The organism is Acrocarpospora corrugata (assembly GCF_009687845.1).
Taxonomy (GTDB): Bacteria; Actinomycetota; Actinomycetes; order Streptosporangiales; family Streptosporangiaceae; genus Acrocarpospora; species Acrocarpospora corrugata.
On sequence record NZ_BLAD01000057.1, the window covers coordinates 33945 to 47491 of the forward strand.

Here is a 13547-nt window from a genome sequence, read left to right on the forward strand (position 1 = left end):
GTGAAGATCCGCGGCGGAGTGGCGATCGCGACGGTCCTGATATTCGGCGGGACGGCCTGCGGCGGCACCGGCGAGAAGAACGTCTTCCCCGGCGGCGGCGGAATTCCGGTGCAGGGGGGCGTGCTCAAGGTCGTCGGGTCGGGGGACGTCGACCATCTCGACCCGTCCTCGTCGTACACGACCGTGGCCTACAACCTGAACCGGACCTGGACCCGGCAGCTGGTGACCTATCCGGCCAGCAACGACTTCGACACCGCCATCAAGATCGTGCCGGATGCGGCCGAGGCGCTGCCGAAGATCAGCGCGGACGGCCGCACCTACACCTTCAAGATCCGCGACGGGGTGCTGTGGAACACCAGCCCGGCCCGGCAGGTGACCGCGTCCGACTTCGTCCGGGGGCTCAAGCGCCTGGCCAATCCGGTTCAGCCGTCCGGGGGGATCTCGTACTACACCGGGACGATCGACGGGATGCAGGAGTTCTTCACCGCGTTCCAGAAGGTCCCCAAGACCGTGCCGGCGATCGCCCAGTTCATGGCGCGGACCCCGATCCGGGGCGTGCGGGCGATCGATCCGCGGACGCTGGAGATCAAGCTCACCACCCGGGCCAGTGACTTCCTGAACATCCTGGCGCTGCCGTTCGCCTCGCCCGCGCCGGTGGAGTACGAGAGGTACCTGCCCGACGGGCCGGACTTCCGGCAGCACACGATCTCGCTGGGGCCGTACCGGATCGACAGCTACCAGGCCGGGCGGGCCATCGTGCTGCTGCGCAACCCCGCCTGGAAGAAGGCGGCCGACTCGGTCCGGCAGCAGTACGTCGACCGGATCCAGATCACGCTCGGGCAGGACAGCGCGGACGTCGTCCAGCAGCAGCTGGAGGCCGGCACGGCGGACGTGTCCTGGGACCAGCCGGTGCCGACCTCGGCGATTCAGCGGCTGATCGGGGATCCGGACTACCACGTGTTCGAGGGGTCCTCGCTCAACCCGTTCCTGGTGTTCAACCTGCAGAGCCCGAACAACAACCGGGCGCTGGCCAACGTGAAGGTCCGGCAGGCGATCAACTTCGCCATCAACAAGGTGGCGATCGCGCAGATCTGGGGCGGGACCACGCTGAACACGGTGCTGGACGGGGCGGTCCCGCCGGGCAGCATCGGGTTCGACACGGAGGTCCGGCCATTCGCGACGCCGGGGCACGCCGGTGACCCGGCCAAGTGCAGGCTCATGATGGCGCAGGCCGGGGTCTCCAATCTGGTGCTCCAGTTCCCGTACCGGACCAACAGCAACCACCCGAAAGTGGCGCAGTCGATCGCGGGGGACCTGACCAAGTGCGGGATCGGGAGCAACCTGATCGCCACCGCGCCCGAGGACTTCTACGGGCGCTACCTGTCGAGCGTGGCCAAGAGCCGCGAGGGCAAATGGGACATCGGCGCGCCGGCCTGGCTGCCCGACTGGTACGGCAACAACGGCAGGTCGGTGGTCGTGCCGCTGTTCGACGGGAGCAACTACACGGAGGGCTCCACCGACTACGGCGCCTACAACAACCCCAAGGTCAACGCGGTCATCGCGAAGGCGCTCACCGCGGGATCGGAGAGCGAGGCCGAGAACCGCTGGAAAGAGGCCAACGCCATGATCATGGCGGATGCCCCGATCGTTCCGCTCACCTCGCAGAACGTGCCGAAATTCCACTCCAGCCGGGTCCGGAACGCGATCTATTCGCCGATGTCCCAGCAGTTCGACTACACCCAGTTGTGGCTGGGCTGATGGCGCTGCTGGAGGTCACCGACCTGAAGGTGTCGTTCCCGACACCGGACGGGCCGGTGCAGGCCGTCCGCGGGATGACGTTCCAGGTCGAACGGGGGCGCACGCTCGGCATCGTGGGCGAGTCGGGCTCGGGGAAGAGCGTCAGCACCCAGACGCTGATGGGGCTGACGCGGGGCGCGGAGGTGTCCGGGTCGGCGCTGTTGGAGGGACGCGAGCTGATCGGGATGCCGGAGGGCGAGCTGCGGCGGCTGCGCGGCGCCCAGATTTCGATGATTTTTCAGGATCCGCTGTCGAGCCTGCATCCGCTGTACACGGTCGGCTGGCAGATCATCGAGCTGATCCGGATCCACGAGCCCGCGACCACGAAGGCGCAGGCGCGCAAGCTGGCGATCGAACAGCTGGCCATGGTCGGCATCCCGCAGCCGGAGCAGCGGGTGGACGACTATCCGCACCAGTTCTCCGGCGGCATGCGGCAGCGGGCGATGATCGCGATGGCGCTGGCGCTCAACCCGAAGCTGATCATCGCGGACGAGCCGACGACGGCGCTGGACGCGACCGTGCAGGCCCAGATCCTGGATCTGATGGCCCGGTCGCGGCGGGAGTTCGACACCGCGCTCATCATGATCACCCACGATCTGGGGGTGATCGCCGACATGGCGGACGAGGTGCTCGTGATGTACGCGGGCAAGCCGGTGGAGCGGGCCGGGCGGCGGGATGTGTACTACCGGCCGCATCATCCGTACACGGTGGGGCTGCTGGAGTCGGTGCCGAGCGCGACCGGCGCGAAAGGGCGGCTCAAGCCGGTGCCGGGGCAGCCGCCCAGTCTGCTCAATCCGCCGGGCGGGTGTCCTTTTCATCCGCGCTGTCCGTACGTGATGGCGCGTTGCCGGGTGGATGTGCCGCCCTTGATGGGGGACGGGCATCAGTCGGCGTGCTGGCTGCCGCTGGACCTCGAAGGGGTCGGGCCCGAGGTCGCGCGGCGCAGGACGGAGGCTTCCTCGTGAGCGTGCTGCTCCGGGTTACCGATGTGCGGAAGTATTTCCCGATCCGGGAGGGGTTGTTCTTCCGGAAGGAGGTCGGGCGGGTTCACGCTGTGGACGGGGTGAGCCTGGAGGTGCGGGCGGGGGAGACGCTCGGCATCGTGGGCGAGTCCGGGTGCGGGAAGTCGACGCTGGCCCGGTGCATCACGGGGTTGTATCCGGTGACGTCGGGGTCGATCGAGTTCGACGGGGCGCCGCTCGGGGCGAAGGGGTTCCGGCGCGACGTTCAGATGATTTTTCAGGATCCGTACGGGTCGTTGAATCCGCGCAGGCGGATCGGGTCGATCATCGCCGATCCGCTGGTCATCCACCGGATCGGGACCAAGACCGAACGGCGGCGGCGGGTTCAGGAGCTCATGGAGCTGGTCGGGCTCAATCCCGAGCACTACAACCGGTTCCCGGCGGAGTTCTCCGGCGGGCAGCGGCAGCGCATCGGCATCGCCAGGGCGCTCGCGCTGCGGCCCCGGCTGGTGGTCTGCGACGAGCCGGTCTCCGCGCTGGACGTGTCGATCCAGGCCCAGGTCATCAACCTGCTGAAGGATTTGCAGGCAGAGCTGGGGCTGACCTACGTGTTCATCGCCCACGACCTGTCGGTGGTCCGGTATGTGAGTGACCGGGTGGCGGTGATGTACCTCGGGCGGATCGTGGAGATCGCGCCGGGGGAGGATCTGTACAAGGTGCCGAAGCATCCGTACACCAACGCCCTGCTGTCGGCCGCGTCGGTGGCCGACCCCGACCTGTCGGCGCGGCGCGAGCGGATCATCCTGACCGGGGACGTGCCGTCGCCGATCTCGCCTCCGGCGGGCTGCCGGTTCCACACCCGCTGCCCGAAGGCGATGCCCCGCTGCGTGGCCGAGGACCCCCGGCTCACCCCGGAGGGCGAGCACCAGGCCGCCTGCCACTTCCCGGTCCAGCCGGGCGAGCATCTGGGCGCGGAGACGCCGCAAATCCAGCAGGAGTCCACCGAACCGACGGTGGGGCGCACCGAGAGCGGGGTGGACGATGAGCCTGACCGACGCGGCGACTGAGGCGGAACATGTTCCCGAGCAGGTCGCGGTCGTCCAGGGCAAGGGGCCGTGGCAGCTGGCCTGGGAGCGGCTGACCCGGGATCGGGCGGCCATGGTGTCGCTCGGGGTGATCGCCGTGATCGTGCTGCTGGCGGTGCTCGCGCCGGTGTTCGCGGCGGTCACCGGGCACGATCCGCAGGAGCAGTTCCCGTCGATCGGGCTGTCGCCGCAGGGCCTGCCGATCGGGCCGGGGTCGGGGTTCTGGCTGGGAGCCGACAGCCTCGGGCGCGACCTGTTCGTCCGGCTGCTGTACGGGGCGCGGATCTCGCTGCTGGTCGGGCTGCTGTCGACGTTGCTGGCGACCGTGTTCGGGGTGGTCGTGGGCATGTTCGCGGGGTTCTACGGCGGCTGGGTGGACGGGGTGCTGGCGCGGGTGCTGGACGTGGTGCTGAGCTTCCCCTACCTGCTGGTGGCGATCGTGCTGGTGGCGGCGCTGGGGGCCGGGGTGCCGCTGATGATCTTCGTGATCGCGTTCTTCTCGTTCGCGGCGATGGCCAGGGTGGTGCGGGGGCAGACCATCGCGTACCGGGAACGGGAGTTCATCGAGGCGGCCAGGTCGCTGGGCGCGGGCAAGGTCAGGACGATGTTCGTGGACGTGCTGCCCAACCTGATCGCGCCGGTCACCGTGCTGGCCACGCTGCTGATCCCGACCTCGATCGTGTTCGAGGCGACGCTGTCCTTCCTCGGGCTTGGCGTCGATCCGCGGACGCCCAGCTGGGGGGCGATCCTGGCGGACTCCATCGACTTCTTCCGGGTCTCGCCCGGGTTGCTGATCTTCCCGGCCGCCATGCTGCTGCTGACCACGCTGGCGTTCAACCTGCTCGGCGACGGAATCCGCGACGCCCTCGACCCGCGCAGCGACCGGCTGCACACCCGAAAGTAGCCGCCGATGACCCGCTTCCTGCTGCGCCGGATCCTGTTCGGGGTGCTGGTGCTCTGGCTGGTGGCCACCACCGTGTTCCTGCTCTTCTTCGCCGGGCCCGCCGACAGCGTCGCCCGCCGGCTGGCCGGGCCGCGCGCGCCGATCGAGGTGATCAACCAGATCAAGGACACGCTGGGGCTGAACCGGCCGCTGTGGGAGCAGTATGTGAGCTTTCTCGGGAATCTGCTCCACGGTGATCTGGGGATCTCGTTCATCAGCCAGACGCCGGTGACGACGCTGATCGTGCAGAGCCTGCCGGGCACGCTCTGGCTGGTGGCGGGGTCGGCGGTGCTGTGGATGACGGCGGGGATCACCGGCGGGGTGATCAGCGCGACCAGGCCGCGCGGGCTGCGGGACCGGGTGACGACCGTGCTGGTGCTGGCGGGGATCTCGGTGCCGACGTTCATCCTCGGGATGCTGATGATCTACCTGGCGCTGTCGGTGTTCCCGTGGTTCGGGCTGGGGCCGGGGCCGTACATCTCGCCGCTGGTGGACTTCAGGGGATTCCTGCAGGTCATGATCATGCCGTGGGTCTGCCTGGCCGTCGTGCAGGCCGCCGTGTATGTGCGGCTGACCCGCGGTTCCATGCTCGACACGCTGGGCGAGGATTACATCCGCACCGCGCGCGCGAAGGGCGCGCCGGAGCACAGGATCATCTACCGGCACGGGCTGCGGGCGGCGCTGACCCCGGTCATCACCCAGTTCGGGGTGGACATCGGGACGCTGCTCGGCGGCGTCGTCGTCACCGAATCGGTGTTCGGCCTGCAGGGACTCGGCCAGCTCATGATCCGCTCGGTCCGGGACGGCGACCTGCCGGTGATCATCGGCGCCGCCATCCTGGCGGCGGCGTTCATCGTGATCGCCAACATCCTGGTGGACGTGGCGTACTCGTTCCTCGATCCGCGGGTACGGCTGGCCTGAAACTGTCACTCATAGTCGCTACTCTGTTGCGGACTGTTGTTTTCCGGTGGCGGGAGGCGATCCGGTGGCGGGGTTTCTGGCCTGGCGGCTGATCGGGTATGTGGTGCTGGTGGCCGTCGCCACCAGCATGGCCTACCTGCTGGCCGCCGCCGCGCTGAACCCGCGCGCCAACTACGCGGAGCGCACGCCGCGCCCGCCGGATTCGGTGGTCGACGCACAGCTCGCGGCCTACAACCTGAACGACAAGGAGCCGCTGGCCGCCCGTTATGTGACGTGGGCCGAAGGGGTTTTGCAGGGGGATTTCGGGCGGGCCTGGAATGGTTCGTCCGTGAACGAGGATCTCGGCCGCCGGGCCGGGGTGACGCTGCGGCTGGTCGTGGCCGGGCTCGTGATCGGCGCGGTGGCCGGAGTCGCCGTGGGGGCGTGCGCGGCCGTGGGGCAGTACGGGTGGTTCGATCGGCTTTCGACCGTGGCCTCGTTCGGCGTGCTGGCCGTGCCCACCGTGGTCCTGGCCAACATGCTGATCATCGGCGCCGTCTGGTTCAACGACCTGACCGGGGTGAAGGTCTTCCTGGTCAGCGGTGAGGTCACTCCCGGTGTCGACTCGCTTCTCGATCGCGTGCAGCATCTCGTGCTGCCCACCATGACCCTGGCGCTCGGCATGGCCGCCGTCTTCAGCCGCTACCAGCGCAACATCCTGCTCGACGTCCTCGGCGCCGACTTCGTCCGCACCGCCCGCGCCAAGGGCCTCAGCCGCCGCGCCGCCTACGGCCGGCACGCCCTGCGCGTCGCCCTGATTCCGGTGGTCACCTACTTCGCCTTCACCTTCGGCGCGCTGCTCGTCGGGACCACGATCACCGAGACCATCTTCGGGTGGTACGGGCTGGGGCATCAGCTGGTCTCCTCCATCCGGACGAACGACGTGAACACGGTCGCGGCGATCAGCTTTCTGGCCGCGCTGGCTCTGCTGGTGGCCGCCGTCGTCGCTGACCTCCTGCATGCCGTACTCGATCCGCGGGTGAGGACGGTATGACGTCAGAGGAGGTCACCGGCCCGCGCGGTCAGGTGGGCCCGGGGGCCGCCGCGGGGACCGCGCTCGCCAGGCCGGTCGCCGGGGCTTCGGTTGGTTCGGTTGTTCCGTCGCGGTGGCGGATCGTGTTCGGGCGGTTCGCGGGGTCGTGGGGAGGGCGGTTCGGGGGGCTGTTGCTTCTGGGGCTGTTTCTGCTGGCTTTCGTGGGGCCGGTGCTGGTGCCGTGGTCATACCTGGACAAGGACTTCCTGGCGTTTCTGCAGGAGCCGACGGGGGCGCATTGGTTCGGGACCACGCAGACCGGTGGTGACGTGTTCGCGCTGACGTTGCGGGGGATGCAGAAGTCACTGCTGATCGGGCTGCTGGTCGCGGTGGTGTCCACGGCGGTCGCGGCGGTGGTGGGGGCGTTCGCCGGGTACTACCTGGGGTGGACCGACTGGGTTCTCGGGTGGGTCACGGATCTGCTGCTGGTGCTGCCGGCCTTCCTGGTGATCGCTGTTCTGTCGCCCGCGCTCGGGCAGGGGGCCTGGCTGGCGCTGGTGGTTCTGCTGGCGGCGTTCATGTGGATGGTCACCTCGAAGGTGGTCCGGGGGATGACCATCTCGATCAGGGAGCGCGAGTACGTGCGGGCGGCCCAGTTCATGGGGGTGCCGGGCTACAAGATCATTTTTCGGCATGTGATTCCGAACATGGCGTCGCTGCTGATCGTCGACGCGACGGTGAACGTGAGCGCGGCCATTCTGACCGAGACCTCGCTGTCCTATTTCGGGTTCGGGGTTCAGGCGCCTGATGTGTCCCTCGGCGGGCTGATCGCGGACGGGGCCAGGACGGCGGTCTACGCGCCGTGGACGTTCTGGTTCGCGGCGGGGTTGCTCGTGCTGCTGATCCTCGCGGTCAATCTGATCGGCGACGCGCTGCGGGACGCCTTCGACCCCACCTCGAACAGGGGGCGGCGGTGACGGTGCTGGAAGTGCGCGATCTGGCGGTGCGGTTCGGGGAGACGCAGGCCGTCCAGGGGGTCGGATTCGAGGTCGCGCGCGGAGAGGTCCTCGGGATCGTCGGGGAGTCCGGGTCGGGGAAATCGGTGAGCGTCCTGGCCGTGCTGGGGCTACTGCCGCCCCGCGCGGTGGTGAGCGGGTCGGTGCGGCTGCACGGGCGCGAGCTGCTCGGCGCGCAGGAGAAGGAACTCACGGCACTGCGCGGCAAGTCGATGGCCATGGTCTTCCAGGACCCGCTCGCCGGGCTGACGCCGGTGCATCGGGTCGGCGACCAGGTCGCCGAGGCCGTTCGAGTGCACCAGCGCGTCTCCAGCAAGGCTGCCCGGCTGCGTGCCGTCGAACTGCTCGACCTGGTGGGCATCCCCGACCCGGCTCGCCGGGCGCGGGCCTTCCCGCACGAGTTCTCCGGGGGCATGCGCCAGCGCGTGATGATCGCGATGGCTATCGCCAACGACCCCGACGTGCTCATCTGCGACGAACCGACCACCGCGCTCGACGTCACCGTCCAGGCCCAGATCCTGGACGTGCTCAGAACCGCCCGCAGGGAGACCGGGGCCGCCGTAGTCCTCGTCACCCACGACATCGGCGTGGTGGCGGGCATCGCCGATCGAGTCCTGGTGATGCGCTCCGGCCAGGTGGTCGAGACCGCAACCGTGGACGACCTCTTCTACCGGCCACGCTCCCCATTCACCCGAACCCTGCTCGACGCCGTGCCACGAATCCACGATCATCCCGCCCGCTCCGGCTATTCCGGGCGGCCGGTTCTGCCTCCGCAGCCCGCCCCCGCTCACCCCGGCGACGCTCGCTCCACCCCGCCCGTCCCCGCCCACTCCGGCGAGGCTCGCTCTGCCCCGCCTGTTCAGGTCGGCTGGGGTGCCGTTCGGCGGGGCGGTAGGGCGGTGCTTGAGGTTGAGGGGCTGGTGAAGAGGTATGGGCGTGGTGGGTGGGTGGTGGATCGGGTCAGTTTTGATGTCCGGGCGGGGGAGACGCTTGGGCTGGTCGGGGAGTCGGGGTGTGGGAAGACCACCCTGTTGATGGAGATCCTCGCGCTGGGGGCGCCGCAGGGCGGGAGGGTCGTGGTGTTCGGGCGGGACACGGCGGGGCTGTCCGGGCGGGAGCGGCTGGGGCTGCGCCGGGACCTGCAGGTGGTGTTCCAGGATCCGATGGCGTCGCTGGACCCCCGGATGACCGTGCACGACATCGTCGCCGAGCCGCTGCGCGCGCACGGGCTGCCGATCGATCGGGTGGGTGGGCTGCTCCGGCTGGTCGGGTTGGAGGCGGAGCACGCCGCGCGGTATCCGCAGGACTTCTCCGGGGGGCAGCGGCAGCGGATCGCCATCGCCAGGGCGCTGGCGCTGGAGCCCCGGCTGCTCGTGCTCGACGAGCCGGTGTCGGCGCTGGACGTGTCGATCCGGGCCGAGGTGGTGGAGCTGCTGCTGGAGCTGAAAGCCCGGCTGGGGCTCTCGTATCTGTTCGTGGCGCACGATCTGGCGGTCGTGCGCAGGATCGCGGATCGGGTCGCGGTCATGTACTCGGGGCGGATCGTGGAGATCGGCCCGGTTGAGGATGTTTTCGCGGAGCCACGGCACCCGTACACGCGGGCTCTGCTCGCGGCGGTTCCGGTGCCCGATCCGGTGCGGGAACGGGCGCGGTCGCGGCTGCTGCTCAGCGGCGATCCGCCCGGAGATCATCTGCTTCGGCCGGCCGGCCCGCCCTCCGGCTGCCGGTTTCGAACCCGTTGTCCCCTATATCCGGGGTTGCCCAGCGTGCTGGGGTCCCGGTGCGTGAGCGAGGAGCCCGAGCTTGGCGCGGCGGATGGGGCCGCCTGTCACCACTCTTCTGGAGGAATAGGTTGAAAGCACGATGGATCGGGGCAGTGCTGCCGGGCCTGCTGCTGGCGGTGTCGGCCTGCGGGGCCTCGCCGACGGAGACGGCGCGGTCGGCGTCCCCGGTCAAGGCGTACGACATCAATCCTGTGGCGCGGGATCGGGTGAGTGAGGGCGGGACGCTGCGGTGGGGGCTGACGGAATATCCCACCCAGTGGAATCAGCACCACATCGACGGGAACCACGCGGACGTGAAGACCGTGATGGACGCGTTGATGCCGCACGCCTTCCGGTCGGACGAGCGGGCGAACATCAGCGTCGATCCCAACTACGTGCTCGCGGCCCGGGTCACGGCCAGCGCGCCGCGGCAGGTCGTCACGTACACGTTGAATCCGAAGGCGAAGTGGTCGGACGGGAAGCCGATCACCTATCTGGACTACATCGCGCAGTGGCGGGCGATGCGGGGGGTCAACACCGGCTACCAGGTGGCGTCGGTCACCGGCTACCAGGACATCGCCGGCGTCGTGAAGGGCCAGGACGATCACCAGGTGGTGGTGACCTTCGCCCGGCCGTTCGGGGACTGGCAGTCACTGTTCTCGCCGCTCTACCCGGCCTCGGCCAACGTCACGCCGGAGGCGTTCAACAGCGCCTGGACGAGCCGGATCCCGATTACGGCGGGCCCGTTCAAGTTCGCCGCCTTCGACCACACGGCCAAGACGGTGACGATCGCCAGGGACACCGTCTGGTGGGGGGACAAGGCCAAGCTCGACAAGATCATCTTCCGGGGGCTTGAGTCCGACGCCAGGATCGGGGCGTTCGCCAACGGGGAACTTGACGTGTTCGACATCGGTCCTTCGGCGCCGGACTACGCGCGCGCCCGGACCACCCAGGGCGGCGTCGTCCGCCAGGCCGCCGCGCCCGACTTCCGGCATCTCACCTTCAACGGGGAGAGCCCGGTCCTGTCCGACCTGCGGGTCCGGCAGGCGATCGCGCTCGGCGTGGATCGGAAGGTGCTCGCCCAGTCCGACCTGCAGGGGCTGAACTGGCCGGCGACGCTGCTGGACAACCACTTCCTGATGAACAGCCAGGAGGGGTATCAGGCGAACGCGGGCGCGCTCAGCAAGCCGGATCCGGCGCGGGCGTCCCGGCTGCTGGACGAGGCGGGCTGGAAGAAGACCGGCCTGTTCAGGACCCGCAACGGGAAGGAACTCGCGGTCCGGTTCGTCATCCCGTCCGGCCTGCAGCTGGCGAAGTCCGAGGGGGAGATCGTCCAGGCGATGCTGCGACCACTGGGCGTCCGGATCAACCTGCAGACCGTGCCGAGCGGCGACTTCTTCACCAAATACATCATCCCCGGCAACTACGACATCGCACCTTTTTCTTATGTGGGTACGCCGTTTCCGGTTTCGTCCAGCTATGGGACCTATGCGAACGGGGTCAGCGGTCCGGGGGACGACATCCTGTGGAACGCCAATCTCGGGCGCAGCGGCAGTCGTGAGATCGACACCATGCTCCGCCAGGCCGGCGCGGAACTCGATCCGGTCCACGCCAGGGCGCATCTGAACGCCGCCGATCGGATGGTCTGGCAGCAGGTCAACGTGCTCACCCTCTACCAGCGCCCGCAGAACGTCGCGGTGCGCGCGAACCTGGCCAACATCGGCGCGCGGGGCTTCCGGGATCTGGACTACGCCGACATCGGCTTCGTCCAGAACCCCTCGTAGCGGACTCTCGTAGGTCCTAAGTGAGGCGGAAGCGGATCCGGGTCCCGGGGCGGCACTGGGCGACGGTCGGCAGGTCCGATGACCTGACGACCCCGATGACCGGATAGCCGCCCGTGGGCGGATGGTCGGCCAGGAAGACGATCGGCTGGCCATTCGGCGGGACCTGGATCGCGCCCGCCACCATGCCCTCACTCGGCAGTTCCCCCTGGCGGCTCCGGGCCAGCCGCCGCCCCACCAGCCGGGCGCCGACCCGGTTGCTGTCCGAACTCACCTCGTACGGCTCGGCGCACAGGTCGTGGAGGGCGTTCGGGACGAACCAGTCGTCCCGCGGACCCCTGAGTACCCCGATGACCGGCTGGCTCTGCAACGGGGCGACCGGCGCGAGATCGACCGACAGGGTCCCGCAGCCCTTGCCGAGAGGCAGCTTCGTCCCCCGCCGAAGGGGCCGGGGCCCCAGGCCCGAGAGCGAATCGGTGGAACAGCTCCCGAGAACCCGTTCGGCCTCGATGCCGCCGCGGACCGCGACATAGGTCCGCAACCCGGTGGACGGCATCCCCACCCGCAACTCGCCGTTCGCCGGCACCCAAACCGGCCCCGACATGCCCACTTCCCGCCCTTGGACCTCGACGGGACAGCAGGCGCCGGTGACCGCGATCCACACTCCCCGGCTGAACCGGAGGACCGCCCCGCCAAAAGTGAGCTCCACCAGGGCCGCGGATTCCGGATTCCCGACCAGCCGGTTGCCCAGGGCCGCGCTCCGCAGGTCGGCCGCCCCGGAGCGAGGCACGCCCAGATGCGCGTACCCCGGCCGCCCGAGATCCTGGACGGTCGCGTAGGGCCCCGGCTCCACAACTTCAATCATGCCGGCACCATCCGAACCCGGGTGCCCGGCTGTAACAACGACGGCGGATCGGCCTCGACATCCCAGACCCGAGTCGTGGTGCGCCCCAGCAGCCGCCAGCCACCCGGCGAAGCCGCCGGATATATCGCCGAATAGCCGCCCGCGATCGCCACCGAGCCGGCCGGAACCGAAGTCCTCGGCACCTCCAGCCGAGGCACCGCCAGAACCGGGTCAAGCCCCACCAGATAGGCGAACCCCGGCGCGAACCCCAGCCACCCGACCACGAACGACGACCCGCTGTGCCGGGCGATCACCTCATCGACCCCCAACCCGGTCAGTTCGGCGACAGCCGTCAGGTCCGCTCCGTCGTACTCGACCTCGACGACGACCTCCGCCGGCTCCCACCCGGTGGCCTGACCCGGCGTGCCCTTTTCGCCGACCATCAGCTCGACTTGCTCCCAGATGACCTCAAGGTCCCCGCCGGAAACCACCACCAGCACGCTTTCCGGCCCCGGGACGATCTCCTCGACGCCCTTGATCCCGAGTCTGCGCAATTCCGCGTCGAGCCGATGCGACTCCGCCAGCGCCCCCGTCTCGATCAGCAGGGCGTGCTCGCCCATCCGCCGCAGGATCCCGGTCATGCGAACCGGCCGATGGTCGTCCCCGCGTCCGTCAACGCGGTCCGCACCGCCTGCGCGAGAGCCACCGCGTTGGGAGTGTCGCCGTGCACGCAGAAGGAACGCGCCGCCAGCTGGAGTTCGCTGCCAGTCGTGGTCAGGACGGTGCCGTGGGTCGCCATCCGGACGGCTCGGGCGGCCACCTCGGCCGGGTCGTGCAGGACCGAACCGGCTTCGCGGCGCGAGGCGAGGGTGCCGTAGGGGGTGTAGGCGCGGTCGGCGAAGAACTCGATGATCGTGGGGGTCCCATAGCGGGCCGCTATGTCATGGATCACCGAATTGGACAGGGTGAGCACCGGGAGGGGCGCCGACGCGGGGTATTCGGCGACCGCCTGCAGCAGCGCTTCGGCCTGCTCGACGTCGTGGACGGCGCGGTTGTAGAGGGCGCCGTGCGGTTTGACGTAGGAGACCCGGCCGCCGACCGTACGGGCGATGCCGTCGACGGCCGCCAGCTGGTAGAGGATCTCGGCGCGGAGCTCGCGGGGCGGGACGTCCATCTCGCGGCGGCCGAACCCGGCCAGGTCACGGTAGGAGACCTGGGCGCCGATCGCGACACCCCGGGCGACGGCGGCCTCGCACGTGGCGCGGATGGTGAGCGGATCGCCGGCGTGGAAGCCACAGGCGACGTTCGCGCTGGTCACGAGGTCCAGCAGGGCCGTGTCGTCGCCGAGTCTCCAGACGCCGAACCCTTCGCCCAGGTCGGCGTTGAGATCGATCATCGTCACATCATGCCCGTCACGGGAGCT

At 69.5% G+C, this 13547-nt stretch carries 12 protein-coding genes; 9 read left to right on the forward strand and 3 right to left on the reverse strand.

Annotation, left to right across the window (positions count from 1 at the left end; all coding sequences use genetic code 11):
* From Acor_RS44535 to Acor_RS21600, 9 genes are all read left to right on the forward strand, one after another.
* Positions 1-1758 (forward strand): ABC transporter substrate-binding protein, encoded by a 1758-nt coding sequence (locus Acor_RS44535; RefSeq protein WP_246238914.1) that lies wholly within the window; start codon positions 1-3, stop codon positions 1756-1758.
* Positions 1758-2762, forward strand: coding sequence for an ABC transporter ATP-binding protein (locus tag Acor_RS44540; RefSeq protein ID WP_246238916.1), 1005 nt, complete (start codon positions 1758-1760; stop codon positions 2760-2762). Before Acor_RS44535 ends, Acor_RS44540 begins: the two co-directional genes overlap by 1 nt.
* Positions 2759-3826: an ABC transporter ATP-binding protein gene (locus Acor_RS44545; protein ID WP_281353248.1), complete on the forward strand. Its 1068-nt coding sequence runs from the start codon at positions 2759-2761 to the stop codon at positions 3824-3826. Before Acor_RS44540 ends, Acor_RS44545 begins: the two co-directional genes overlap by 4 nt.
* Positions 3801-4748, forward strand: coding sequence for an ABC transporter permease (locus tag Acor_RS21575; RefSeq protein ID WP_155338518.1), 948 nt, complete (start codon positions 3801-3803; stop codon positions 4746-4748). The genes Acor_RS44545 and Acor_RS21575 overlap by 26 nt, the downstream gene beginning before the upstream one ends.
* Positions 4749-4754: 6 nt before the next feature.
* Positions 4755-5708, forward strand: a complete 954-nt coding sequence (locus Acor_RS21580; RefSeq protein WP_155338519.1) for an ABC transporter permease — start codon at positions 4755-4757, stop codon at positions 5706-5708.
* A 64-nt stretch (positions 5709-5772) separates the two neighbouring features.
* Complete coding sequence (locus tag Acor_RS21585; RefSeq protein WP_155338520.1) at positions 5773-6741, forward strand: ABC transporter permease; 969 nt, start codon at positions 5773-5775, stop codon at positions 6739-6741.
* Entirely contained in the window at positions 6738-7697 is a 960-nt protein-coding gene (locus tag Acor_RS21590) for an ABC transporter permease (RefSeq protein ID WP_155338521.1), read from the forward strand. Before Acor_RS21585 ends, Acor_RS21590 begins: the two co-directional genes overlap by 4 nt.
* Positions 7694-9592: an ABC transporter ATP-binding protein gene (locus tag Acor_RS21595; protein WP_155338522.1), complete on the forward strand. Its 1899-nt coding sequence runs from the start codon at positions 7694-7696 to the stop codon at positions 9590-9592. Before Acor_RS21590 ends, Acor_RS21595 begins: the two co-directional genes overlap by 4 nt.
* Positions 9589-11283 carry an ABC transporter family substrate-binding protein gene (locus Acor_RS21600; protein WP_155338523.1) on the forward strand — a complete coding sequence of 565 codons (1695 nt, stop codon included), beginning with the start codon at positions 9589-9591 and terminating at the stop codon, positions 11281-11283. Before Acor_RS21595 ends, Acor_RS21600 begins: the two co-directional genes overlap by 4 nt.
* Positions 11284-11299: 16 nt before the next feature.
* Here the strand turns inward: Acor_RS21600 and Acor_RS21605 are convergent, their stop codons facing one another.
* The 3 genes from Acor_RS21605 to Acor_RS21615 are packed head-to-tail and all read right to left on the reverse strand — an operon-like array spanning position 11300 to position 13520.
* Positions 11300-12145, reverse strand: a complete 846-nt coding sequence (locus Acor_RS21605; RefSeq protein ID WP_155338524.1) for a 5-oxoprolinase subunit C family protein — start codon at positions 12143-12145, stop codon at positions 11300-11302.
* Positions 12142-12765: a 5-oxoprolinase subunit B family protein gene (locus Acor_RS21610; RefSeq protein ID WP_155338525.1), complete on the reverse strand. Its 624-nt coding sequence runs from the start codon at positions 12763-12765 to the stop codon at positions 12142-12144. The genes Acor_RS21605 and Acor_RS21610 overlap by 4 nt, the downstream gene beginning before the upstream one ends.
* On the reverse strand, positions 12762-13520 hold the full coding sequence (locus Acor_RS21615) for a LamB/YcsF family protein (RefSeq protein WP_155338526.1): 759 nt from the start codon (positions 13518-13520) through the stop codon (positions 12762-12764). Before Acor_RS21615 ends, Acor_RS21610 begins: the two co-directional genes overlap by 4 nt.
* Positions 13521-13547: the final 27 nt, after the last annotated feature.

Bases quoted from the DNA above. Each gene is read 5' to 3' on its own strand.
- Acor_RS44540 (WP_246238916.1), top strand. From the start codon at position 1,758: ATGGCGCTGCTGGAGGTCACCGACCTGAAGGTGTCGTTCCCGACACCG.
- Acor_RS21575 (WP_155338518.1), top strand. From the start codon at position 3,801: ATGAGCCTGACCGACGCGGCGACTGAGGCGGAACATGTTCCCGAGCAG.
- Acor_RS21580 (WP_155338519.1), top strand. From the start codon at position 4,755: ATGACCCGCTTCCTGCTGCGCCGGATCCTGTTCGGGGTGCTGGTGCTC.
- Acor_RS21590 (WP_155338521.1), top strand. From the start codon at position 6,738: ATGACGTCAGAGGAGGTCACCGGCCCGCGCGGTCAGGTGGGCCCGGGG.
- Acor_RS21605 (WP_155338524.1), bottom strand. From the start codon at position 12,145: ATGATTGAAGTTGTGGAGCCGGGGCCCTACGCGACCGTCCAGGATCTC.
- Acor_RS21610 (WP_155338525.1), bottom strand. From the start codon at position 12,765: ATGACCGGGATCCTGCGGCGGATGGGCGAGCACGCCCTGCTGATCGAG.
- Acor_RS21615 (WP_155338526.1), bottom strand. From the start codon at position 13,520: ATGATCGATCTCAACGCCGACCTGGGCGAAGGGTTCGGCGTCTGGAGA.